This is a genomic window from Cohnella baijiui, assembly GCF_020731285.1.
GTDB lineage: Bacteria > Bacillota > Bacilli > Paenibacillales > Paenibacillaceae > Cohnella.
The window spans coordinates 18,898-41,796 of sequence record NZ_JAJFOW010000010.1 but is presented as its reverse complement, the minus strand read 5'-3'; the positions used below and the strand labels follow the sequence as shown (position 1 = coordinate 41,796).

Annotated in this window: 28 protein-coding genes; 20 read left to right on the top strand and 8 right to left on the bottom strand. The window is 61.2% G+C overall.

Annotated features, from left to right (window positions below):
• Positions 1-18: 18 nt before the first annotated feature.
• The 3 genes from LKX83_RS12715 (at position 19) to LKX83_RS12705 (ending at position 3,406) form a co-directional block, all read left to right on the top strand.
• Entirely contained in the window at positions 19-1,122 is a 1,104-nt protein-coding gene (locus LKX83_RS12715) for a Gfo/Idh/MocA family protein (protein WP_227882644.1), read from the top strand.
• A gap of 343 nt (positions 1,123-1,465) precedes the next feature.
• Entirely contained in the window at positions 1,466-2,275 is an 810-nt protein-coding gene (locus LKX83_RS12710) for a phytanoyl-CoA dioxygenase family protein (RefSeq protein WP_227882643.1), read from the top strand.
• Positions 2,276-2,572: 297 nt separating this feature from the next.
• On the top strand, positions 2,573-3,406 hold the full coding sequence (locus LKX83_RS12705; RefSeq protein WP_227882642.1) for a glycoside hydrolase family 2 protein: 834 nt from the start codon (positions 2,573-2,575) through the stop codon (positions 3,404-3,406).
• A 96-nt stretch (positions 3,407-3,502) separates the two neighbouring features.
• Here the strand turns inward: LKX83_RS12705 and LKX83_RS12700 are convergent, their stop codons facing one another.
• Complete coding sequence (locus LKX83_RS12700) at positions 3,503-4,000, bottom strand: DUF4871 domain-containing protein (protein WP_227882641.1); 498 nt, start codon at positions 3,998-4,000, stop codon at positions 3,503-3,505.
• A gap of 28 nt (positions 4,001-4,028) precedes the next feature.
• Positions 4,029-5,528 carry an IMP dehydrogenase gene (locus LKX83_RS12695; protein ID WP_227882640.1) on the bottom strand — a complete coding sequence of 500 codons (1,500 nt, stop codon included), beginning with the start codon at positions 5,526-5,528 and terminating at the stop codon, positions 4,029-4,031.
• Between the two features lie 249 nt (positions 5,529-5,777).
• Between LKX83_RS12695 and LKX83_RS12690 the strand changes: the two genes are divergently transcribed.
• Positions 5,778-6,641, top strand: a complete 864-nt coding sequence (locus LKX83_RS12690; protein WP_227882639.1) for an AraC family transcriptional regulator — start codon at positions 5,778-5,780, stop codon at positions 6,639-6,641.
• Positions 6,642-6,665: 24 nt separating this feature from the next.
• Positions 6,666-7,466, top strand: coding sequence for an alpha/beta hydrolase (locus LKX83_RS12685; RefSeq protein ID WP_227882638.1), 801 nt, complete (start codon positions 6,666-6,668; stop codon positions 7,464-7,466).
• A 753-nt stretch (positions 7,467-8,219) separates the two neighbouring features.
• Here LKX83_RS12685 and LKX83_RS34345 read toward each other — a convergent pair.
• Entirely contained in the window at positions 8,220-8,483 is a 264-nt protein-coding gene (locus LKX83_RS34345) for a S26 family signal peptidase (protein ID WP_370639075.1), read from the bottom strand.
• Positions 8,484-8,567: 84 nt separating this feature from the next.
• Positions 8,568-8,996, bottom strand: coding sequence for a hypothetical protein (locus LKX83_RS34340; RefSeq protein ID WP_370639074.1), 429 nt, complete (start codon positions 8,994-8,996; stop codon positions 8,568-8,570).
• 534 nt (positions 8,997-9,530) lie between these two features.
• Here LKX83_RS34340 and LKX83_RS12675 point away from each other — a divergent pair.
• The 6 genes from LKX83_RS12675 to phoU all read left to right on the top strand — a co-directional run bounded on the left by LKX83_RS12675 (position 9,531) and on the right by phoU (position 15,332).
• Positions 9,531-10,919 (top strand): stalk domain-containing protein, encoded by a 1,389-nt coding sequence (locus tag LKX83_RS12675; RefSeq protein WP_227882637.1) that lies wholly within the window; start codon positions 9,531-9,533, stop codon positions 10,917-10,919.
• A 96-nt stretch (positions 10,920-11,015) separates the two neighbouring features.
• The gene (locus LKX83_RS12670; protein ID WP_227882636.1) at positions 11,016-11,873 is read left to right on the top strand and encodes a phosphate ABC transporter substrate-binding protein; all 858 of its coding nucleotides are present in this window, start codon (positions 11,016-11,018) and stop codon (positions 11,871-11,873) included.
• 99 nt (positions 11,874-11,972) lie between these two features.
• Entirely contained in the window at positions 11,973-12,935 is a 963-nt protein-coding gene (gene pstC / locus LKX83_RS12665; RefSeq protein ID WP_227882635.1) for a phosphate ABC transporter permease subunit PstC, read from the top strand.
• Positions 12,932-13,831, top strand: coding sequence for a phosphate ABC transporter permease PstA (gene pstA, locus LKX83_RS12660; RefSeq protein ID WP_227882634.1), 900 nt, complete (start codon positions 12,932-12,934; stop codon positions 13,829-13,831). Before pstC ends, pstA begins: the two co-directional genes overlap by 4 nt.
• 45 nt (positions 13,832-13,876) lie before the next feature.
• A complete protein-coding gene (gene pstB / locus LKX83_RS12655) occupies positions 13,877-14,632 on the top strand; it encodes a phosphate ABC transporter ATP-binding protein PstB (RefSeq protein WP_227882633.1) in 756 nt (251 codons plus the stop codon).
• A gap of 40 nt (positions 14,633-14,672) precedes the next feature.
• Positions 14,673-15,332 carry a phosphate signaling complex protein PhoU gene (gene phoU / locus LKX83_RS12650; RefSeq protein WP_227882632.1) on the top strand — a complete coding sequence of 220 codons (660 nt, stop codon included), beginning with the start codon at positions 14,673-14,675 and terminating at the stop codon, positions 15,330-15,332.
• Between the two features lie 88 nt (positions 15,333-15,420).
• Here phoU and LKX83_RS12645 read toward each other — a convergent pair whose 3' ends face one another.
• From LKX83_RS12645 to LKX83_RS12635, 3 genes are read right to left on the bottom strand one after another with little or no spacing between them, the layout of a single operon-like run.
• Positions 15,421-15,999 carry a ferric reductase-like transmembrane domain-containing protein gene (locus LKX83_RS12645; RefSeq protein WP_227882631.1) on the bottom strand — a complete coding sequence of 193 codons (579 nt, stop codon included), beginning with the start codon at positions 15,997-15,999 and terminating at the stop codon, positions 15,421-15,423.
• Positions 15,983-16,969: an FAD:protein FMN transferase gene (locus LKX83_RS12640; protein WP_227882630.1), complete on the bottom strand. Its 987-nt coding sequence runs from the start codon at positions 16,967-16,969 to the stop codon at positions 15,983-15,985. Before LKX83_RS12640 ends, LKX83_RS12645 begins: the two co-directional genes overlap by 17 nt.
• On the bottom strand, positions 16,969-17,244 hold the full coding sequence (locus LKX83_RS12635; RefSeq protein WP_227882629.1) for a hypothetical protein: 276 nt from the start codon (positions 17,242-17,244) through the stop codon (positions 16,969-16,971). Before LKX83_RS12635 ends, LKX83_RS12640 begins: the two co-directional genes overlap by 1 nt.
• A gap of 247 nt (positions 17,245-17,491) precedes the next feature.
• On the opposite strand from LKX83_RS12635, the gene LKX83_RS12630 reads away from it, so the two are divergent.
• Together LKX83_RS12630 and LKX83_RS12625 are read left to right on the top strand one after the other, a co-directional pair.
• On the top strand, positions 17,492-17,908 hold the full coding sequence (locus tag LKX83_RS12630) for a phage holin family protein (RefSeq protein ID WP_227882628.1): 417 nt from the start codon (positions 17,492-17,494) through the stop codon (positions 17,906-17,908).
• A 176-nt stretch (positions 17,909-18,084) separates the two neighbouring features.
• A complete protein-coding gene (locus LKX83_RS12625) occupies positions 18,085-18,480 on the top strand; it encodes a cupredoxin domain-containing protein (RefSeq protein ID WP_227882627.1) in 396 nt (131 codons plus the stop codon).
• Positions 18,481-18,575: 95 nt separating this feature from the next.
• Here LKX83_RS12625 and LKX83_RS12620 read toward each other — a convergent pair whose 3' ends face one another.
• Positions 18,576-18,827, bottom strand: a complete 252-nt coding sequence (locus LKX83_RS12620; protein WP_227882626.1) for a hypothetical protein — start codon at positions 18,825-18,827, stop codon at positions 18,576-18,578.
• 123 nt (positions 18,828-18,950) lie between these two features.
• Between LKX83_RS12620 and LKX83_RS12615 the strand changes: the two genes are divergently transcribed.
• From LKX83_RS12615 to racE, 7 genes are all read left to right on the top strand, one after another.
• A complete protein-coding gene (locus LKX83_RS12615) occupies positions 18,951-19,238 on the top strand; it encodes a Dabb family protein (RefSeq protein ID WP_227882625.1) in 288 nt (95 codons plus the stop codon).
• A gap of 12 nt (positions 19,239-19,250) precedes the next feature.
• Positions 19,251-19,382: a hypothetical protein gene (locus LKX83_RS33910; protein ID WP_255654518.1), complete on the top strand. Its 132-nt coding sequence runs from the start codon at positions 19,251-19,253 to the stop codon at positions 19,380-19,382.
• Positions 19,383-19,386: 4 nt separating this feature from the next.
• Positions 19,387-19,827 (top strand): DUF86 domain-containing protein, encoded by a 441-nt coding sequence (locus LKX83_RS12610; RefSeq protein ID WP_227882624.1) that lies wholly within the window; start codon positions 19,387-19,389, stop codon positions 19,825-19,827.
• A gap of 116 nt (positions 19,828-19,943) precedes the next feature.
• Positions 19,944-20,603 carry a helix-turn-helix transcriptional regulator gene (locus tag LKX83_RS12605; protein ID WP_227882623.1) on the top strand — a complete coding sequence of 220 codons (660 nt, stop codon included), beginning with the start codon at positions 19,944-19,946 and terminating at the stop codon, positions 20,601-20,603.
• Between the two features lie 236 nt (positions 20,604-20,839).
• Positions 20,840-21,346 carry a hypothetical protein gene (locus LKX83_RS12600; RefSeq protein WP_227882622.1) on the top strand — a complete coding sequence of 169 codons (507 nt, stop codon included), beginning with the start codon at positions 20,840-20,842 and terminating at the stop codon, positions 21,344-21,346.
• Between the two features lie 69 nt (positions 21,347-21,415).
• Positions 21,416-21,724 carry a YtxH domain-containing protein gene (locus tag LKX83_RS12595; RefSeq protein ID WP_227882621.1) on the top strand — a complete coding sequence of 103 codons (309 nt, stop codon included), beginning with the start codon at positions 21,416-21,418 and terminating at the stop codon, positions 21,722-21,724.
• A 217-nt stretch (positions 21,725-21,941) separates the two neighbouring features.
• Positions 21,942-22,754, top strand: coding sequence for a glutamate racemase (gene racE / locus LKX83_RS12590; RefSeq protein ID WP_227882620.1), 813 nt, complete (start codon positions 21,942-21,944; stop codon positions 22,752-22,754).
• Positions 22,755-22,899: the final 145 nt, after the last annotated feature.

The window sequence follows — 22,899 nt, the reverse complement described above, 5'->3', positions numbered from 1 at the left end:
GGGGGAGAGGATTCATCCATGGACAAGATCAAAGTCGGCATTATCGGGACGGGCAACATTAGCGGCATTTACCTTCAGAACGGGAGTCGCTTCGATTCGATGGAGGTCGTCGCCTGCGCCGATCTCGACGTCGAACGGGCCAAGGCGAAGGGTGCCGAGAACGGCATCCGGGGCTGTTCGGTCGAAGAGCTGCTCGCGGACCCGGACATTCAGTTGATCATCAACTTGACGATTCCGCAGGCGCATGCCGCCGTCTGCTTGCAAGCGCTCGAAGCGGGCAAGCACGTCTACGTGGAAAAGCCGTTCGCGGTGACGCGGGAAGACGCCAAGCGCGTGCTCGCGCTGGCTAAGGAGAGAGGGCTGCTCGTCGGCAGCGCGCCGGATACGTTCCTCGGCGGCGGCATCCAGACTTGCGTAAAGCTGATCGAGGACGGCTGGATCGGGACGCCGATCGGTGCGACGGCGTTCATGGTTTGCGGCGGTCACGAGAGCTGGCACCCGGCGCCGGAATTTTACTATCAGAAGGGCGGCGGCCCGATGTTCGACATGGGACCGTACTACCTGACCGCCCTCGTCGCCATGCTGGGGCCGATCACCCGCGTCACCGGGTCGGCGCGCATCTCCTATTCGGAGCGCACGATTACGAGCCAGCCGAAGTACGGTCAACAGGTGCTGGTCGAAGTGCCGACGCACGTCGCGGGCATCCTCGACTTCGCCGCCGGCCCGATCGGCACGATTCTGACCAGCTTCGACGTGAAGGGCGGCTCGGTCCTCCCCCGCATCGAAGTGTACGGCAGCCTCGGCACGCTGCAGGTGCCGGATCCGAACGGCTTCGGCGGCCCGATCAGCATCTGGCGCCACGGCGCCAAAGCCTGGACCGAGATTCCGCTCACACACGGTTACGCGGAAAACGCCCGCGGCGTCGGCGCGGCCGATATGGCGAAGGCGATCCAGACCGGACGCCGCCACCGGGCGAACGGCGAGCTCGCTTATCACGTGCTAGAAGCGATGCACGGGTTCCACGACGCGTCCGAGCAAGGGAAGCACTACGTCATGGAGAGCACGTGCGAGCGTCCGGCTCCGCTGCCGCTGGGTCTGCGCGATTTTGAACTCGATGCCTGACCGGCGCAGTACGCGCCAAAAACGGAAACGCGAACTTCAGCTTCGGCTGCGGTTCGCGTTTTTTTTGCCTGACAAAAAAGGGGCCCGCGCGAAGGCGGGCGGTCTTGCATCTATATCAAACATGAAAGGGGAGTGAATTCATTATGCCGGCCCAACCTTAAAGGAAGCTTAGCGGGATGTGATAGACAGATAAAGATTCGATGACAAACCGCTGAACGCGGGGAGCTACGTATAGCAGGATTCCGGGAGTAAAATAGCAGTTCGCTGACTTCTGTCGCAAGGGCGATTCCCTTAACATAAAGGCAAGCGCAACGGAATCCGATTACCGAAAGGGGAACCGTACATGACCGTCTTCAATGGATTAATCACAGAAGCGGAAAAGAAGTTTTTCGAGACCGAAGGCTACTTGATCGTAAGAGGCCTGTTCACCGAGGAGCAGCTCGCGGAAATCGACCAAACGTTCGACGAGATCGCGGACCGGGTCGTGCCCGGCCACTTCGAGCCGGATCTCGCGGCGGCGGCGTCCGATCCGCTCAAGCGGTATCCGCGGGTCATGCATCCGCATCGGTTCGACGAGACGGCCAAGCGGTATATGCTGCATCGTCCGGTGATGGACGTGCTGCGGGTGCTGTACGGCGAAGAGCCGCTTGCCGCGCAGAGCATGTTTTACTACAAGCCGCCGGGCTCCCGCGGACAGGCGCTGCATCAGGACAACTTTTACCTGAAGGTGGAGCCGGGCAACTGCATCGCCGCCTGGACGGCCGTCGATCCGGCCGACGAAGAGAACGGCGGATTGCTAGTCGTGCCCAAGACGAGCGATTACGAGATCGTCTGCCCGGAGAACGCGGACGAGAGCGAGTCGTTTACAACCCATCTCGTCAAGCCGCCAAAGGACCGCCAGGTCGTGCCGGCCGTCATGCAGCGGGGAGACGTGCTTTTCTTTAACGGCAACCTCATCCACGGCTCCTATCGCAACAAAACGAAGGACCGCTTTCGGCGCGCGTTCATTTGCCACTACGCCAATGAATCCGCCACCCATATCTCCCACTACTACAAGCCGCTGTACCGTGCCGACGGCTCCGAGGTCGATCTGGCCGACAACCCGGACGGCGGTCCCTGCGGTACCGAATTCGGGGCGCTTTACCCGCATTGAGGATGTTTCCGGATCGCGCAGGAAGACTTCGCTTGCCTCTCGGGCTTCGGCCCGGCGGCGCGAAGTCTTTTTTTCGTTGAATCGCGATGCTCGTCGCCAAGACGGGAAGGTTAGAAGGGAAACGTGCCGTTTTTCGGAATCTTAGCTATGCGTGAGTAAAAGTAAACTGTTAAAGAAACAAATCATACAAACAAATTTGATATTATAGCTAACACAATGACTCCCGAATCGGTTACAATGGTGCTTGACGCAACAAGAAAACAAATTCCGACAAGGGATAGAGTAGGTGCGAAAAAGATGCAAAGCTTGCTGTTGAACGGCGTATGGGAGCTGGCGAACGGCCGCACGGGCGATCGATACCAAGCGAACGTGCCGGGGTTTGTCCAGAAGGACCTCATGGATCAAGGCGTCCTGCCGAACGAGTACGATACGCTGTTCGAGCCGAAAATCGAATGGGTCGAGCACGACGAGTGGACGTATCGCCTCTGGCAGTGGAGCGATCTGTGGCCGTCTATCAGTTGGGCGCTTGTCGACTACGGCAAAGTGTACAAGCCGTCGTATTATTATATGAAGCGAAGCTTCCAAACGCCGAACGCTTATGCCAAGATCACGCCGGGCGCCGCCGAAGCGGAGTTGTATCTCATTCACGATCACGGCGATTTCGTGGGCAAGCTGGTCGTCGAGTTTTACGATCTGGAGACGGACCGCGTCGTTCGGATCGACGAGCGCGAGGTGCGGGGGAAAGGTCATCGCTCGACGCCGGTCGGCACCTTCTCCGCGGAGGGGCTGGACCCGGCGACGACGATTGTGTACGTGCATTTGGAGCGTGACGGCAAACGGCTGGCGAGCAACACGTATTTGCTTGGCAAGCCGCATCAGCTGCGGTCGAAGCCGGCGGCCGTCACCGTAAAGGAGGAGCGTCTCGCGAACGGGGACACGAAGTTCACCCTGACGGCGGACGTCTTCGCCAAGGATGCGGGGCTTGCGGACGTGCCGGGCGCGTTGACGGACAATTACTTCGACCTTCGCGCGGGCGAGTCGCGGGAGATCGTCCTGAATGGCGCGTTGGCGGATGGGATCTCCGTCAAGCCGGTTTGCCTGAATCAGGTCAAGACCATCGGCTACGTTTAATTGGCATTCTCATCCCGACAAGCTTTCTAACGCAGGCAAGCCCGTCTCTAGGACGGGCTTGCCTGCGTTGGTTTTGAAAAGGCAGTTGACGCTATATTAGCTTTCGATCTCGTAAATCAGCGTGTCGAACGGCTTGTCGTTAACGTAGAGTTGAATCGCCCAAGTCCCCGCATGGGGAATTTGGACCGTAGAAGGGACATGGGCATCGGCGCCGTTATTGGCGCCGCCGAGGGTAAGGGTCCAAGCATCGGCGGCGATCAAGAGCGGATGGATAGTTTTCGACGCTTTCTCGAACCCGGCGACGGTCAACTTGTCGCCCGGCTCCGCATCCCAGAGATGCCACATCCACTTTTGTCCGTTCAGGCTGGGCATGTCCGCGCCGATAACGCCCGAGCGGTTTTCGTTGCCGACCAGGTTGCCGTCGCCGAACGGTGTCGCTTTTCGGTCCCAGTCGATCGATTCGAAATCCTGTGCCTGCACGAAGGACGGAATCCCTTCGGGCAGATGCACCGCTTTCGGATCGCGGGCGAGACAAGAAACGAGAAGCAGGGCCAGACAGCCGACGACCGCCAAAGCGGACCAACGTTTTCTCATATCCTCTCCTCCAGATTCGGGATCGGCGCTATTCGCCGGACAGGCCGGTATCCTTGATCATGACGTCGTGCGCGCCGCCTTCGACGAGACTCGTGGCCGAGACGAGCGTGATGCGCGCCTTGCGCTGCAGCTCTTCAATGCTCGTAGCGCCGCAGTTGCACATCGTGGATTTGATTTTGCCGAGCGTCTTGTCCAGGTTTTCCTGCAGACTGCCTGCGTACGGCACGTAGGAGTCGACGCCCTCCTCGAACAGAAGGTTTTCCTTGCCGCCGCTGTCGTACCGCTGCCAATTGCGCGCCCGGTTGGACCCTTCGCCCCAAAATTCTTTGACGAAATTGTTGCCGACCTTCAGCTTGCGCGTCGGACTCTCGTCGAAGCGAGCGAAGTAGCGGCCCATCATGACGAAGTCGGCGCCCATGGCGAGCGCGAGGGTGATGTGATAGTCGTGCACGATCCCGCCGTCCGAGCAGATCGGGACGTAGATGCCGGTCTCCTCGTAGTAGGCGTCCCGAGCTTCGGCTACCTCGATGAGCGCTGACGCCTGGCCGCGGCCGATGCCCTTTTGCTCGCGGGTGATGCAGATGGAGCCGCCGCCGATGCCGACCTTCACGAAGTCCGCGCCCGCCTCCACGAGATAAAGGAAACCTTCCCGGTCGACGACGTTGCCCGCGCCGATCGGAATGTCGAAGTTCGCCTTGACGTAGGCGATCGTGTCCCTCTGCCATTCGCTGTAGCCGTCGGAGGCGTCGATCACGAGGATGTCGGCGCCGGCCTCGACGAGGGCGGGCACTCTTTCGGCGTAGTCCCGGGAGTTGATGCCGGCACCCGCGATGTAGCTTTTGTTGGCGTCCAGCAGTTGCAGCGGATATTCCTTGTGGCCGTCGTAGTCTTTGCGGAACACCAGATGCTCGAGACGTTGGTTGTCGTCAACGATGGGCAGACAGTTCAGCTTATGCTCCCAAATCAGGTCGTTTGCTTCGGGCAGCGTGATGCCCGAACGGCCGCAGACGAGCGACTCGTACGGCGTCATGAAGATGCGGATCGGCTTGTCCCGCGCGTCGCGGCTTTCGCGATAGTCGCGGCTCGTGACGATGCCGAGCAGCTTGCCGTTCGGCGTGCCGTCGTCCGTGATCGCGACGGTGGAGTGGCCGGTTTGGCGTTTGAGCGCCTGAACGTCTGCGAGCGTGTGTTCGGGTGTCAGGTTCGAGCGGCTGACGACGAAGCCGGCCTTGAACGATTTGACTTTGCGGACCATATCGGCTTGCTCGGCGGCGGACTGGGAGCCGAAGATGAAGGAGACGCCGCCGCTGCGCGCGAGCGCGACGGCCATGTTGTGGTCGGAGACGGCCTGCATAACCGCGGAGGAGAAAGGGATGTTGAGGGAGAGCCGGGGTTTCTCTCCGCGCTTGTACTTGGCGATCGGCGTCGCCAGTGTCACTTTGTCGGGCGTGTGCCCGCGCTCCGTCAAATTCGGGATGAGCAGAAATTCGCTGAACGTGCGCGAGGGCTCGGTGTAATACTTGGCCACTGGGGTTCGTCCTCCTTATTCGATCCAGGCTTCGTTAGGTAAATTTTTTCAATCTTATCACTTGGTTTCCGGGTTGGCAACGATTTTTTGCGGAGCATTGGGACTTGCAAGGCGCGGGATGCGAAGTTATGTTTAGAAGTGGATGAAATCGTCCCCTTTCGTCTGCCCAAGCGGCAGGCGCACGGCAAGTGCACGGCATCGGCGAGGCGGAAAGCCTCGTTTGAACCTGGAAGTCGGGAGGCGTGACCGTTGTTGAAAGCGCATTATCAGCTGCCGGTCCCGACGTATGCCCGGTATGCCTGCTACCCCGAGTCGGTGGGCCGGTATGCCGGCGACCCCAGGCATTCCGCCGTGCGGGAGGCGGGAGTATTCCCGTACTACAATCTGCACCTCGTATGCGCGGGCAAAGGATATCTCGTCCACGGCGGCGAGCGGATCGAGCTGCGGGCAGGAGAAGGCTTCTTGTACCCGAAGCACGTCCGCCAGGAGTACGGCTCCTCCGCTGAGGAGCCCTGGGATATCCGGTGGGCGCACTTCGACATGCCGCTGCCGCTCGCCCTGATGGAGGAGGCCGACGCCGGCGAGGTCCGGCTGTTGACCTACGACGACCTGGAGCGAATCGCGGCCGTCACGGATCGCATGTATGCGCTGGGGGAGGCATTCGAGACGCGGAGCGAGGCGGAAATGTCCGCGCTGCTCTACGCGCTGCTCGCCGAGGTGCTGCCTCGGTCGCGGCCCGGCGGCACCGGGGACGCCCTGCCCCGCGAGCAGCGGACGGCGATCCGCGCGGCGGCGGACGCGGTCCGCGTCCGTTGCGAGGAGCCGTGGACGCTGGACAGGATGGCTGCCGCCGCGGGCTACAGCGCCTATCACTTTCATCGACTGTTCCGCGAGGTGATCGGGCAGACGCCGAACCGCTATTTGCTGGCCTGCCGCATCGTGCGGGCAAAAAGCCTGCTGGCATCCACCAGGCAGCCGGTCAAGGCGATCGCGGAAGCATGCGGCTTCGCGCAGGTCAGCTACTTTATCCGGTCGTTCCGCCGCGCCGAGGGTATGACGCCCGCGGAATACCGGGACGTATTCGGCTTGGCCTCATTGCGGGAAAACAACTAAGCGATAGAAAGGAAAGGGATTTCGATGAACAAAGAATGGCTGTTGTGGGAAGCGGGGGCGCCGCATGCGGCAGGCGGGACCGACGAAGATCGTCCGGCGCTAACACCGTATTTGCTGGACGGAGAGGGACGCGCGGCCGTCATCGTCGCACCGGGCGGCGGCTACGGCATGCGGGCCGAGCATGAGGGAGCTCCGATCGCCCGCTGGCTGAACGGCCTCGGCATCTCGGCATTCGTGCTGCGCTATCGGGTGGCGCCGTACCGGCACCCGAGTCCGCTGCTCGATATCCAACGGGCGATCCGGACTGTGCGCGGCCGGGCCGGCGAGTGGGGCATCGATCCGAAGCGGATCGGCATCCTTGGCTTCTCCGCCGGGGGACACCTAGTCACGACGGCGGCCACGCACTACGACGCGGGCCGCGCGGATGCGGAAGACCCGATCGAGCGTGTCTCCTGCCGTCCGGACCTGCTGATCGCCTGCTATCCGGTGGTGACGCTGCAGGATCCGCATACGCATGCAGGCTCTCGCAGCAACCTGCTCGGAGACGAGCCGGACGCCGCACTCGTCGAACTGCTCAGCAACGAAACGCAAGTAACGGCGGATACGCCGCCGACGTTCCTCTGGCATACGTCCGACGACGGGGGCGTGCCGGTTGAGAACAGCCTCCTCTTCGCCGCCGCGCTCAGCAAGCATCGGGTGCCGTTCGACTTGCATGTCTATGCGCACGGCCGGCACGGGCTCGGCTTGGCGGAGGCGGACGAGCACGTGAACGGCTGGCCCGACACGTGCGCTTCCTGGCTGCGGACGGTCGGCTTCGCGCAATAATTGCTGTAGGGATGTAACGATAGGGCCGCCTCGCAGCGAACGTCTCCTTCGAGACTTCGCGGCCGGTGGCTCTTCAATTATGGCTCCTCCTAGTGAACATTTGCACGATATCCCCGTCGCTCAGGAAAGACGAGTGTTTCACTTCCTTTTGGACGATATCCCCATCGCTCAGGGGACGAAGCGTTATTCTTCCTTTTAGACGATATCCCTTTCGCTCAGGAGACGAAGTGTTTCACTTCCTTTTAGACGATATCCCTCTCGCTCAGGGGACGAAGCGTCTCCTTTCCTTTTGGACGAAGTCCTCTTCACATAGGGGACCTTTCCATTTGGAAACACTTCGAATCCCGTCTTCGAACAAGAGAAACAAAATAACGATGCTGTCCTGAGCGAAAGGGATATCGTGCGAAAGCCGCCATGCGAGCCCCGAGTCCTGAGCGAAAGGGATATCGTGCGAAAGCCGCCGTGCGAGCCCCGCGACCTGAGCGAAAGGGATATCGTGCGAAAGCCGCCATGGGAGACCCGTGTCCTGAGCGAAAGGGATATCGTGCGAAAGACGCCGTGCGAGCCCCGTGTGGCGCATTCAAAGATATGCATACCAAGAATCGAAACTAGTACGAGAATCGGTAAGAAGGTGACCCCCAAAGCCGCGCATATGCGTGTGACGAGAGCGAGAAAAAAGAGGGGCTTATCGCGCGTTTAGAACAGGAATGGGGCGGCAACTCGAAAAATGGGGAAGCAGCAATCTGACGATTTTCATGGGTTGAAGTGCAATCCAAGCTGGTCGTTGCGGCTTTGATCGGCGCGATCCGGCCGCCCGGTCGAGCCGACGACCCGGCCGATGATACGGTCGGCGGCCAAAGGGCCCAACGTGAGGCTGTCGATGCTTCTCATCGTCGTATCCCCGAGGACGAAGTAAGAACCGTTCGGCACCTTCGTCGGCGCCAGATTCAGGTGAAAGTAAGAGCGATGGGTTTCCATGCAAGCTTTGCCGCACTCTCCGGATCCGGGTAAATTCATGTTTTGAAGAAACTCCCGTTCCGTCTGCCCCCCTATTCGAACCCGGCCGTAAAACGCATCCAGCCTGCGCCCGTCGATCTCGATTTATCCGTCCCGGACGCGTAAGGTCTCTCCCGGCAATGCGACGACGCGGGCAAACTCGTATGCGGGCGGATCGGGCGAATCGTCGTTCGGCCGTGCCGCCTCCGGCAGGCGGAAATAGACGACGTCACCGCGCCGCGGCGCCCGGTCCGGATAGGAAAGCGGGTCGACCGCCAAAGCCCCGACCAGATCGGAGCTATACGAGCTTTGCACGCCCCACATGCCGTCGCCGCGGTGATCGACCAGCAGCAATCCCGGGCCCGGTTCGACTTGCGCGAGCGACAATGGCGTTTGCAAATCCCGAATTGGAGGCGGCGTCCCCTTCGCGGGCCCCCACCACATCCACCCCAGCATAACGGTTAGCAGCAGCCCGCAAACGATCTGGAGGCGAACGGACGGAAACTTCCGCGCCGCAAGTTCCGTTTCCGTCATCCGTGTCACCTCGCTTCATCTTCTTTTCTCTCTTTCCTAAGAACGCAATGGGCTGTCAAAAGTTTCCGATGGAAAGGTTACCCTCGCGAAAAACGGCTTTTACAAATCCCCCACTCCCGGGACCTTCCTCGGTTCTCGTCCCAAAATTGCTAGACACTCCCTATACCCGCAACCATAGGCCCGGGCGCATTGTACCTCGAATAAGCGGGATCAACCGACCCCGGTCTCGATTTCAATTGCAAACGGACGGAAAAATTTACATCTAGAAAATATAGCCAATCATCCCGGTTTACAATCTCTTCTTATAATTACCTTTGTAAAGAGCCGATTTTACAATCTACCAACGAGAGATTCGGAGGGATCGCGACTCGCGGAACGGATTGGGCAGGCGGAACGGCGACGGACGAACGGACGCATCCGCTCGAACCGAATGGTTGAATGAGCAAGCCGGTTCGGCAAAAACCGGGTCTATCTGCGCAATGCCGAATCGGGACCAAAGAATGATAAAAGAAGGGTGACTAGGTGCCAATGTCCATGAAAAAAGCAATCGGAGCAACGATTTTGGCGGCAGCCGTCAGCACATCGCTCGTAAGCGCGGCATCCGCCGCAACGACAACGAAGGCCACGGCGGTTCAGGTGCAGCAATCGACCTTCTCCATCAATTATCAAGCCTCGTCCATCCGCACGGTGAAGCTGGGTGGCGAAACGCTGGTCGCCGTACGGGATATCGCGACCGCGCTGAACGCCAAGCTGTCCGTCGCAAACGGCGTTACGACGATCGCCCTGGACGGCCATACGGTCGACCTCAAGGCAGGCGACAAGCAAATCAAGGTGGACGGCAACGCGGTCAGCCTGAGCCAACCGGTCAAAGGCGTGAACGGAACGGCGTTCATCGCGGTCCGTCCGCTTGTGCAAGGTCTGGGCGGCACGCTGTCGACTTCCGGCGGCCAAATCGCGATCAGCACGATCAAGCTGCTCGCCGGCGCCGAAAATCCGCGCTTCGTACGTCCGGGTCTGATTCTCGTCTCCGTCCCGTCGGGCGAATCCCGCACGGATTACCTGGTGGACGCCAAGACCGGCAAATCGAGCGAGCTGCTTAAGGTCGAGGACGGTTCCGATCTGATCGTCGCTCCGAACGGCGCGAAAGCGGCCTATACGGACTCGACTGGCGCGGTTTACATCGTCGATCTGGCTTCGAAGCAAGTCGCCAAAGCAACCGAAGACGCGAGCATCAAAGCGGAGCTCGTTTGGTCCGCGGACAGCAGCCTGCTGTACTTCCTCCAAGGCGACAAAGGTACGGTCATCGCGCAGCTCGATCCGGCCGGCGGCGCCATCAAGACGATCCTGGACGACAAGGTCGACTACAAGTCGGATCTGCACGTCTCCCCGGACGGCAAGAAATTCGTCTACGTCGTTACCGCGCTCGGCAAAGTAACGAGCGACGCGACCAATGTCGACGAAGACAAAGTATCGATCGACTTTGCAGGCACGGGCGGCCAAGTGTTCCTCGTGGACGTATCCGTTGAAAAGCCGGCGGCCGTGAAGCTGACGACGGCGTCCGACGACAAGCTGTTCCTGCAATCCGTCGACGGCAGCAAAGCATTCTATGTGAGCGTTCCTGAAGCCGACGGCAATTCGAGCGTCGTCGCCCTGACCCCGGACGGTCAAGCCTCCGCGATCTTCGCTGAAGGCGACGTGCTGGAGATCGTCCTGTCGGGCGGCAAGCTGTACGTCCTGACGCAGCTTAGCGACAGCGCAACGGCGATCTACGAAGTCGATCCGGCTTCCGGTGCCAAGACGAAGCTGTACGATTTGTCGGGCAACGTTTCCGGCTTCATCGCGAACGGCTCCGAGATCGCGGTCGAGAACGGCGGTCAAGTATTCGCCCGCATCGGCGAGCAGTGGAAGGCTATCACCAAGTAATCGTACATCCGCACCAACGCGAGGTTCGCCTTCTTCCGCGAAGAAGGCGGCCCGCCTCCCATTTCGAGCACAGATACTGAGAGGAGTCTCTATCCGATGAAAAAATGGTTTAAGAGTCTTACGACGATCGCGTTGGCGGTCTCCCTGACCGCGGTTGGCGCGTCCGCCGCCGGCGCCGCCAGCAGCCTCAAAGGCAATATCGTCATCAACGGTTCTTCCGCGCTGCTGCCGCTGACGCTGCAAGCGAAGAACGAATTCCAAAAGCTCAATCCCAAAGTGAAGATCTCGGCTTCAGCCGCCGGCTCCATCACGGGTCCCCAATCCGTCCGCAAAGGCATAGCCGACATCGGCGCGGTCGACTGGGACGCTTCCATCGACGTGCCGGGCTTTAAGAAATTCGACGGCCAAGTGGCCAATCCGGTCGCCGTGACCGTATTCTCCGCCATCGTCCACAAGGACGTCAAGGTCGACAGCCTGACGACGAAGCAGCTGCAAGACATCTTCTCCGGCAAGATCACGAACTGGAAGGACGTCGGCGGCGATGACGCGAATATCGTTGTCGTCAACCGTAAGTTCGGTTCCGGCACGCGCGTCAACTTCCAAATGAAGGCGCTCGACGGCAAAGAGTTCATGAGCAAAGGCGACAACTACAAGGAAACCGGCTCGAGCGGCGAAATGAAGACAGCCGTCGAATCGACGCCGAACGCGATCGGCTATATCGACCTTCCGTACGTCACTAGCAAGATGAAGGCGCTGAAAATCAACAACGTCGCGCCGACCGAAGCGAACGTCCTGAACGGCACGTACAAGGTATGGGGCATCGGCTACTTCATGACGAAGGGTCAGCCGACGGGCGCGACCAAAGCGTTCATCGAGTACATCCAAAGCGAGAAGTTCCAGCAAGGCTCGCTCAAGAAGCTGAAATTCATCCCGCTGTCGGCCGTGAAAAAATAAAGCGGGCCGCCGCGCCTCCCCATGAATCATCGAAGAGCCAGCCGGCTTCAGCGTCACGGCGCCGAGCTGGCTTCTCTTCGTGAAAAGGAGACCTTGTCCATGCTAGATCTTCATCCATCCGGCCAGGCTTCGGCAGCCGCGGAGCTCGGCTCAAGCCTCCGAACCGGATCCGGTCCGTCGTTCGATCGCAAGGCGCGGCTCCGGGTATTCAATTCCGCGTTCAAAATCGCCTGCATCGCCGCAGCCGCTTTCGTCTGCCTCATCCTGCTCAGCATTTTGTTCTTCATGTTCCGCACCGGCGTCCTGACGTTCCAAGACGTCTCGTTCCGGGAATTCTTTTTGTCCACCGACTGGGATCCGGAGAACGATCGCTACGGAGCGCTGCTATTCATCTTCGGCACATTCGCCCTGACCGGGCTGACGCTGCTTTTTTCGGTGCCGTTCTCCGTCATTATCGCGATCTTCCTCGCGGAGATGACGCCGGCCTGGCTGCGCAACCTGCTGCGGCCGGTCCTCGACCTGCTCGTCGGCATCCCGTCCGTCGTCTACGGCTTTCTAGGGATGACGCTGCTCGTGCCGCTGCTGCGCGACCTGACGGGACACGAACTCGCGGACGGCCTGCTCGCGGCTTCGATCGTGCTCACGATCATGGTGCTGCCGACAATTAGCCGCATCAGCGACGATGCGATCACGGCCGTCCCCAAGAAATACCGAGATGCCTCCTACGCTCTCGGGTCGAACCGTCTGCAGACGATCGTTCGCGTCGTACTGCCCGCCGCCGGCCGAGGCATCATGTATGCCGTCATCCTCGGGATGGCGCGCGCCATCGGCGAGACGATGGCCGTCGTCATGGTTATCGGCAATACCGCGCAGATCGCGGACAGCCTGTTCAAGCCGACGGCCGTCCTGACGAGCAACATCGTCATGCAAATTTCGAGCGTCGAGTTCGATTCCACCTGGAACTACGCCTTGTATATGATGGGCTTCCTGCTCCTCGTCATCTCCCTGCTCATGATCGTCGTCATGCGCTTTCTGCAGCGAAAAGGAGGGGGACACGCATGACCGGACCCTCCCAAAGCCCGGCGCATCCGTTCGCACAGCGCAGCGGCGCCTCGGCATTTTATAACCGCTTGTTTACCGGCTTTGTCTGGTTTGTCGGCATCTGCGTCATCGTTTTTATTTTGGGATTGCTGTTCCTGCTGCTGCAAAAAGGGCTGCCGAAGCTGACATGGGACTTCCTGTACGGCTTGCCCAGCGAGATCGAGGAAGGGGGCGGGATCGGACCGGCGCTGTTCAACTCGTTCTATGTGCTGTTCCTTTCTCTCGTCATCTCCATTCCGCTTGGTCTCGCAGCCGGCATCTATCTGGCGGAGTTCGCGCCGGACAACAAGTGGATCGGCCTCGTCCGCATCTGTGTCGAGGGGCTGTCGTCCGTCCCTTCGATCATCTTCGGCCTGTTCGGCATCGCGCTGTTCGTCGAGATGTTCCAGGTCGGACTAACGATATTAGGCGGTGCCGTCAGCCTCGCGTTTCTGAATTTGCCCGTACTCACGCGGGTAACGGAGGAATCGATCCGCGCCGTGCCGGTCGAGATGAAGAATGCCTCGTTCGCGCTCGGCTCCACCCATCTCCAGACAATCCGCCGCGTGCTCATCCCGGTCGCGCTGAACGGCATCATCACCGGCATCTGCCTCGTCGCGGGACGCGCGTTCGGCGAGAGCGCCGTCATCATCCTGACCGCCGGGGTAACGACGTCCGGGTCGATGTGGGATTTCAATCTGTTCTCCCCGGGCGAAACGCTGGCCGTCCATCTCTGGTATGTCCAGTCCGAAGCGATCGTGCCGGATGCGAGGGAGATCGCGCAAAAGGCGACGGCCGTCCTCATCTTCGTCGTCCTGCTCATCAACGTCATTTTCCGGGTGCCGCTCTGGCTGAACAACCGCAAGACCAAGCTGTAGCCGGCACGCGCCCAGCGCGATCTATACGATACGGGAGGAACTGTCATGCAAGCGATCATCGAGATCGATAAGCTCAATTTGTTCTACGGCGCGTTCCACGCGCTTAAAAATGTGTCGATGGAGGTGCCGCAGCGGGCGATCACCGCCTTCATCGGTCCGTCCGGCTGCGGCAAATCGACGCTGCTGCGCACGCTGAACCGGATGAACGACATGATCCAGGGCACGCGGATCGAAGGGAAGATCGAGATTGGCGGCGCCGACATCTACTCGGGCGACGTGCATGTGGAGACGCTGCGCAAAAAGGTCGGCATGGTGTTTCAACAGCCGAATCCGTTCCCCAAGTCGATCTATGATAACGTCGCCTACGGGCCGCGCCTTCACGGCATCCGCAAAAAGCAGGAGCTCGACGAAATCGTCGAGACGAGCCTGCGGTCGGCCGCGCTTTGGGACGAAGTGAAGGATCACCTCAAGCGGTCCGCGCTCAGCCTCTCCGGCGGGCAGCAGCAGCGCATGTGCATCGCCCGCGCGCTGGCGGTCGGTCCCGACATCCTGCTCATGGACGAGGCGACGTCGGCGCTCGACCCGATCTCGACGCTCAAGATCGAAGAGCTCGCGCAGGAGCTTAAGGACAAATACACGATCGTCATGGTGACGCACAACATGCACCAAGCCGCGCGCGTGTCGCATCAGACCGTTTTCTTTCTGAACGGGGAAGTCGTGGAGTACTCGGATACGGAAAAGCTGTTCTCCGATCCGACGGACCAGCGCACAGAAGATTATATCAGCGGCCGGTTCGGTTGATCGGGCCGCTGCGAACCGAGGAGAGCGGGAGGAGAGAGCCATGACCGTACGCAAATCGTTCGATCGCGGACTGGGCGAAATGGAAGCGCTGCTGGCAGAGATGGGCGGCCGGGTGGAGCGGGCGCTGGGCGAAGCGATGGACGCGCTGGAAAGTCTAAACGCCTTTAAGGCGCGCAAGATCGTAAAAGCCGATCTCGAGCTAAACCAGCTCGAGGAGCGCCTGACGGACCTCGGGGCCAAGCTGCTCGCGACGCAGCAGCCGGTCGCCAAGGATTTGCGCCGTATCCTGGCGGCGTTTCGGATCGCCTCGGACCTGGAGCGGATGGGCGACCTGTCCGTCGATATCGCCAAAGTGGTGCTGCGGCTGGAGGGGCAGACGCTGATCAAACCGCTGATCGACCTGCCGCGAATGGGCGAGATCGTGCAGGGGATGATCGGGGACGCCGTGCAGTCCTTTATTTTGGAAAACGTCGATCTTGCTTACAAGATGTCCAAAGACGACGACCTGGTTGATGCGCTGTACAGCCAGATCATCCGCGAGCTGCTCACGATCATGGCCGAAGATCCGAAGGCGATCTCCCAGGCGATGCTGCTGAGCTTCGTCGGGCGCTATATCGAGCGCATCGCAGACCATGCCACCAACATCGGCGAGAGCACCGTCTATCTCGTGACGGGAACAAGGCCCGACTTGAACGCCTGAGGATCATCGGGCGTGCGGGCGGCGTCGAATCGGACAAAGAGCAGCCCGAGAGGGCTGCTCTTTGTCTTGTCGAATGATCGTGCCGGCGTCAGGAACGCGAGGAGGGCAGCCTGACGTCGGCCTTCTTGTCCGGGACGGCGCGCGCGGAGAAGCGAAAGCCGCAAAGGACGAGGATGGCGAGACCCGTCGCCGCATAGAGGCCCTGCACCCACGGGATGCGCGTATCCGTTCCGAGCGCGAAGCCGTGCATGAGCGCCAACGCATAGGCGGGGAAGGCGAGGAAATGGATCGCGCGCCATGCCCGTCGGCCGATGCGCTTGACCAAATCCGAGCTCAGCACGAGAACGAACGATAAATAGCAGGCGACCGTGCCGATTCCGTTCCAAAACCGATGGTCGTGGGCGGCGAACGGAATGGCCAGCTCGTACAGTTGATAGCCCACGTAGCGGTCGAAGAGCAGCACGCACCCGTGCAGCAAGCCGAACAGAAATCCGATCCAGCCAGTGAATTGATGCAGCGTCAGCAGCGCCGCGCGGCGTTCGGGGCGGACGAAGCGCATGCTCGTCAGAATGCCGCTCGCCGTGGAAACGAACAGCAGCAGATAGGCGGTCAGTCCCGCAGCCCGCGTCGTCGTCCAGACGCCGAACCATTCATGCCAATGTGACATGGCGATCCCCTCCTCCCGTAAGCGCCGGATCGACATAGAGCTGCTTATCCCGGCCGACGGCGATGTACGCGCATTCCGGACGCAGCCGCTTCAGCCAGGGAATGCCGGTCTCGGCGCCCAAAATCAACAGGCACTTGGCATAAACCTCCGCGGCGGTCGCGTCCGGGGCGATAACAGTCGCCTGGACAAGATCCGACCGGGCCGGGGCCATCGTCGCGGGATCGAGCAGGTGGTGCAGCTCGCGCCCGTCGGCATCGCGCCAAGCGCGCTTCGTTTCGGTGCTCGTGGCGACGCCAGCGCTTCCGCGAAGCCAGATCGTCGCCACGTCCGCCTCCTCGTCGTACGGATCGGCGACGCCGATCTCCCAGCCGCCCGGAGGCGCGCCCCACAGCGCGATATCGCCGCCCACGTCGACCGCGCCTGTCGTCACGCCCTCGCCTCGAAGCCGCGCGGCCAGCTCGGCCGCGCACCACCCTTTGGCGATGCCGCCGAGATCGACGGCGGCGTCCGGCGGGAGCGTGAGCGGGCCGTCCGGGAGCGTCACTGCCGCGAGCGCCTGCAAGACAGGGCGCTCGCGGCCGTTCGCGGTCTGCGGCGAGGGCCGAAAGGGTGTGGCCGCTTCCCGGGCGGTCAGCCGCTCGAAGCTTTCGTCGTACCCGTAAGCGGCGAGCGTACCGCCGAGAAAAGGATTGAAGACGCCAGCCGTCTCGAGATGGCAGCGGTGTGCCTCCCACAGCGCCTGCCGGAGCAGCGGAGACGGCAGCACGGCGGCGCCGGTGCCCGCCGTCCTGTTCAGATCGGCCAGCTCGCTGTCCGGACGAAACCGGCTCAGACGGCGCTCCGCGTCGGCGAACCACGCCTCGGCTCGCGCCCGGTCGCGCGGCCCGAGTCCCGCCGTCGCGACGGTCGTGTTCATCGCCCGGAAGACGTGCATGCCTTCGGCGGCGACGTTTTGATCCGCGGCCGCCATCACGAGCCCCGCGTCCGCATGCGGCCGAAGCCGCCGCCGCTGCGGCCGCCGCCCGGCAGCATGTCCGAGGAATTGCCGCCGAAGTTGTCGTTGCCGTTCGAGGTCCATTCGCCCGAAGACGAGGAATCCGGACGGGAAGAATCGGAGAACGCGGCGGACGGAACCGAGGAAGCCGCGCCTGACGTGCCCTCGTCCGAAATATAGCCGACGAAGCCGGCGAACAGCGCGACGCTGGACAGTCCGACGGCCCATTTGATCCATTTGGGATTGGCCATGACGATTGATCTCCTTACGCCCGTACCCGTTTTCGCCGGATATGGGGCTATACCCATCTTAAAACGGGCGGATGAAGAAAAAATGAACCGCAGCTTAGGTAAGGCTGAAGGGCGGCTGAACGTTGCCTGAAAACGGAGACGGCTCGAATCCGCATCGGACAGGCCGCATTTGCCGCCTCGCTCGTTTCGCGTTCCGAATAAGCTGTAAGGCAGCCGAGAGACGAGCTGTAGGGGGAGGAGATGCGACGTGCATTGGGCTGCGGGCGCGGTCAGCGCCGCCGTCGGAGCTGCGCTTATATTTGCATACGGGCATTGGCCGCAGGCATTGACGGTGCTGCTGGTCGTCATGGCTCTCGACTACTTGACCGGGGTGACGGCCGCCGTACGCGACGGCTCGGGACTCCATAGCCAGACGGGATTCTGGGGGCTGTGGAAAAAGGGGCTCATGCTTCTGGTCATCCTGCTTGCCCACCGGATCGATGTCATGTTCGGATCGGAATGGGCGATGGGCGGGGCCATATACTTTTATTTGGCGAACGAGCTGTTGTCGGTGCTGGAAAATGCCGGGCGGATCGGGCTGCCGATTCCGGCGAGACTGCGTCAGGTCGTCCGGCTGCTGCGCGACCGGGCGGACGAGGAGGAGCCCCGGAAGCCCGGAGCTTGACCGCGAGACGATCGCCAAGGGGATCGTTCTTTTTTTGCGCCGGAAATGGCCGAGCCGTTCATCAATTTGTCAAATGTGAAAAAAAGTTGACGTTTTCATCCGGTCAAATCTTGAGTTCGATTGCCCATTTTAGGTAATATAAGAGTTAGACATTTGAGGAAGCAGGGGGAGCAACGATGTATAAATGGATTATGCCGGTCTTGCTTGTTGTCGCTTGTCTTTTTGGCGTGTACTTGCTCGCGACTGGCCTTCCCGAACGCCCGAAGGACGAATCGTCCGAGCTGGCCGCAGGCCAAGAGCTGCTGAAGATCGTGGCGACCTCGACGGACTTTAAGTTCGATCAGGCCGAATACCACGTCAAAGCCGGCACCAACTACAAAATCAAATTTTCCAACAAATCGGGCAAGCACGGCGCTCACATCGAAGGCGCCAACATCGACTTGAACGAGAACAACCCGACGGTCGAATATACTTTCCCCGAGAGCGACAAAGGCAAAACCTTCGAGCTGAAGTGCTCGATCATGTGCGGACAAGGCCACGCCACGATGGCTTCCAAGATCATCGTCGATTAACCTTGCCAGTTGCGCCCGCCTCGCTCTTTCGCCGGCTGGGTGCCGACTGCAACGCAAGAAAAAGGAGCCGTCCCCGGCTCCTTTTTTTGCAAGCGTCAAGCGCTGCGGCGCGCCCGCGATCCGATGAGAATCCGATCGATGATGTAGCCGATCAGCGCCCAGCTGGCCACCGTCAGCACATACATCCAGGCCACGCTGACCTGGTGAATGTCGCCGAACAGCTCGACGAACCAGATCGGCACGCTGAACATGAACAAAAACAGATTGTGCGGATCGTAGCCGGTCGCGTTAAACAAAACGAGCGCAAGGCCGATCAACGCTAGCGCCCAAGTATAAGTATACCGCATGATGACGTTCTCCCTCCCCGCTGCTCGTTCCGGATTAACGGTAGTATGCGCGGCGGAAGCGGGGCTCATGCGATTCGAACGGCGGGCTCGCCGAAATACGTCCAGGGAAAAGGGGAATCTTGCATGCTCACGCATATCGTCCTGTTCAAGCTCAAAGACCGCAGCCCGGAGAGCGTGGCCGAAACCGCGCAGGTGCTGCGGGACATGGAAGGGAAAATCGAAGAGCTGCTGTCCATCGAGGTCGGCACCGACGTCGTCCATTCGGAACGCTCGTACGACATCGCCCTCGTCACCAAGTTCGCGTCGTTTGAGGCGATGCAGGCTTATCAAGTCCATCCGGTCCATAAGAAAGTCATCGAACATATGTCCACGGCGCGCGAAGCGCAAGCCGTCGTCGACTACGAGAGCTAAGGAGAAAACGCGGTGAATACGACGGATTCGGGCGCAGGCGATCTGTACGAAATGCTGACTTACCTGCTGGTGATCATCATCAGCGCTTTTATTATGATCGCTTGGCTCAAACGAAAAAACAAACGCAAGAACGGCAAAGGGTGATCCCATGTATTACGTAAACCGGGAAGGCATCGCGCGGCGTCTTCGGTGCATCCCCGAGCTCTCCGAAGCGTCGGGCGCGATCGCCGAAGGATGGACGGGCTCCCTGCTCGAAGGGCTCGCCCAGGAACGGTGCCTGCATCTGGCACTGGAAATTGTGACCGATGTCGGCAATTTCCTGATCGACGGCTTTATGATGCGGGACGCCAGCAGCTACGAGGATATTATCGACGTCATCGCGGGAGAGGGCGTCGTTCCCCCCGCGCGCGCCGAGACGCTGCGAGAGCTGGTGGCCCTCCGCAAGCCGCTCGTCCAGGATTACGACCAGTGGCCGCGGCGCGAGCCGAACCGGCTTGCAACCGAGCTGCCGGCGCTCCTCCGGGCTTTCGAGGAAGACGTGAACGCGTTTTTGAAGCGGGAACTCGAGCCTTGGGAGTCGCAGCGCTGACTTTGTATACTTTTTGGTATCAAAAATAAATTTACGTTGCGTTGATCTTCGGCTACAATAAGAGCATAAGCGAGCGAACGATCGTTCGATCTTCGCCCGAGCCGGGAGGAATGCTTATGCTGCCGCACGAAGAGGGCTCGACGCGGGAACAGCTGCTGCAGCTGCTGAAGACGCGCGGCAACAGCAGCATCGGCGAATTGTCCAAAGAACTCGCCATCACCGAGATGGCGGTGCGCCGGCACGTCCAGGCGCTGGAGCGGGATGGCCTCGTCCGGTCGGTCTTGGTCCGCCAGGCGATGGGACGCCCGTCCTACTGGTATTCGCTGACCGAGCGGGCCGACGACCTATTCCCCAAAAACTATCCGCAGCTGGCGCTCGACTTGCTCGAGGAACTGGAGGAGCAGCACGGCGACGCGCAGGTGATCGACCGGCTGTTCGAAGGCCGGCGCGACAAGCTGGCGGCCCGTTATCGGGAGCGTCTCGCCCGAGGCGAGCTGGAGGAACGCATCGCGGAGCTGGCCGCAATCCAGCATGCCGGCGGATATATGTCCGATTGGGAGCGGGAATCGGAAGATACGTTCCTGCTCCATGAATATAACTGCCCCATCGCCCAGGTGGCAGGACGTTACCGACAGGCCTGCCATTGCGAGCAGCGCTTGTTCGAAGAGTTGCTCGATGCGGACGTGGAGCGCACCGAATGCATCGCCGACGGCGGCAAGCGCTGCACGTACGCGATCCGGCGTTCGGCGAGCGGCGCCGAACGCCCAGCGCCTTGATGCGTTCAACGACGGAGCAAGACCCAGAATGGCTCTCGAGCCGGCTTATTCGCCGGTTCGAGAGCTTTTTGTATGCCGGCCGGACCGCGGGGATCGCTCGAAAAACGCGGCCGGAAAAGCTGCGATTTTTTTCCGCTCGTCCGCTGTGTCAAGTCAAGCCCATCGCTCCTATACTGTCATTAACCGCCTGGGCGATTGTACCGGGTGCGGATGCTGCGAGAGGGGAGGGGCAACGGATGACGGCTTGGGATATCGCCGCATATGCGGTGGCAGTGCTCTGTCTGGCGGTGGCTGCCGCGGTCTGGATCGCCGCCGGTGCCGTCCGGCGGACGGCGGCGCAGATGCTGCGGTCCGCGGAGCGGCTTGATCGGGAAGCGGCGGAGACGCTGGCGGAATGGCGACAGCTCGCGGACGACGGCCGGGAGGCCATCGGCGCCTGCCGCCGCATCTTGAGCGGCGGCGAAGCGCTCGCGGAAGGGGGGCGGGCGCTCGGAGAAGCCGCCCGCAGAGCCGCGGTCACGGCGGCGGAAGTCGCCGATGCCTGGCGCGAACGCATGGTCGGACGCTGGGAGGCCGATGCGGGGCTGCATGCCGACGGCGGCGCCCGCGGGCCCGACTGGCAGTCGATCGGTTGGGGACTGTGGCAGGCGTGGCGGCAACGCGGCGTCTCGGCCGCCTCCGATGCCGCTTCTCAGGAGCCGTCCGCGTCCGAAACGAGCGTTCCGGGCGAAGACCGCCGCTGAGTCGTCGGACGCAACTCGCCACCGACGCCTCGGCCCATCAAACGGGGAAGACGAAAGGAGATATCAATCATGGCTGACAGAAAAGTGGTCAAATCGTTCGTGTACGGCGCGCTGACGGGCGCCGTCGCCGGGGCCGTGACGGCGCTGCTGTTCGCGCCGAAATCGGGCAAGGAGCTTCGCAAAGACATTTCGGATACGGCACAGCGCGTCGGCGAGAAAACGGCCGACCTGGGACGTTCCGCCGGAACTGCCGCCCAGTCGATCGCCCGGAAAACGACGAATTGGGCGTCGGACGTGCGCGCCAAGCTGAACAAGCGCCCGATCGACGAAGCTGCGACGATCGAAGAAGCCGCCGAATCGGAAACGGCGGCCCGCTAAAGCGTCGAAGCCGCCCCTGCGGACCTCTTTCCCGGTACGGCGGGGATGCCGGAAGATCGCCATACGAAAGACCCAAGCGCCGCCCGCTCCCGCCGGGCGGCGTTTTAACTTGCCTTGAACCTAGTCCGAATATGAGCTAATATGTAGGTACCTTTTGAGCCGGAAGCTCATAATGTATCGTGTTCTGTCATTTCCTATCCAAGAAAGCGGTGTTCTCGTGCAGCAAGCGATCGCAGTCCTCGACTCCGGCGTGGGCGGACTGACCGTCGTCAAAGAAGTGATGCGTCAGTTGCCCCGCGAGAAGATCTTGTATTTCGGCGACACTGCGCGTACGCCATACGGCTCGCGGTCTGCGGAACAAGTCATCCAATTCACACGAGAAATCGTCGATTATCTCGCTCAGTACGATCCCAAAATGATCGTGATCGCCTGCAATACGGCTACAGCTGTGGCGCTGGACGACATTATCGGCCGGGTGGACATCCCCGTCGTCGGGGTGATCAACCCCGGCGCCCGTGCCGCCCTCGGCAAGACAAAGACAAATGTCGTCGGAGTCATCGGCACCGAAGGTACGATCCGCAGCGGCGCGTACGTGCAAGCCCTGCGGCGGCTGTCGCCGCATATCCAAGTCATCACCAAGGCTTGTCCCCGTTTCGTGCCGCTGGTGGAAGACGGCAATTTTCGGTCCAGCCTGACCAAAGAAGTCGTCTTCGATTCCCTCCAATCGTTCCGGGGAAGCCCGATCGACAGCCTCATTCTCGGCTGTACGCACTATCCGTTTTTGGCCGAGACGATTTCGGAGGCGATGGGTCCCGGCGTCAAGCTCATCAGCTCCGCCGACGAAACCGCTCGCGAGATCAGCACCATCCTGCAGGGGAACGGGCAGTTGGGCGGCAACGACGAGATCCCGGTCCATCAGTTTTTTTGCAGCGGAGATCCTCGGAAGTTCCAGGAGATCGCCCAGACGTGGCTCGGAGAGCAGATCCGGCTTACGCCCGTCATCTGGCAAGCCCCCCATATCGGCGCTTGACCCGCGCCCCGTCCTCCCTGAGGTCGGGGCGGCTTTGGCACGTCCGCATACAGCAAAGCCCGTCCCGACTCCGCTCAGAGCCCGTACCTCCGGTACGGGCCGTCGCGCGTTGTTCGCATATCCGCCGGTCGCCGGGCATACATCA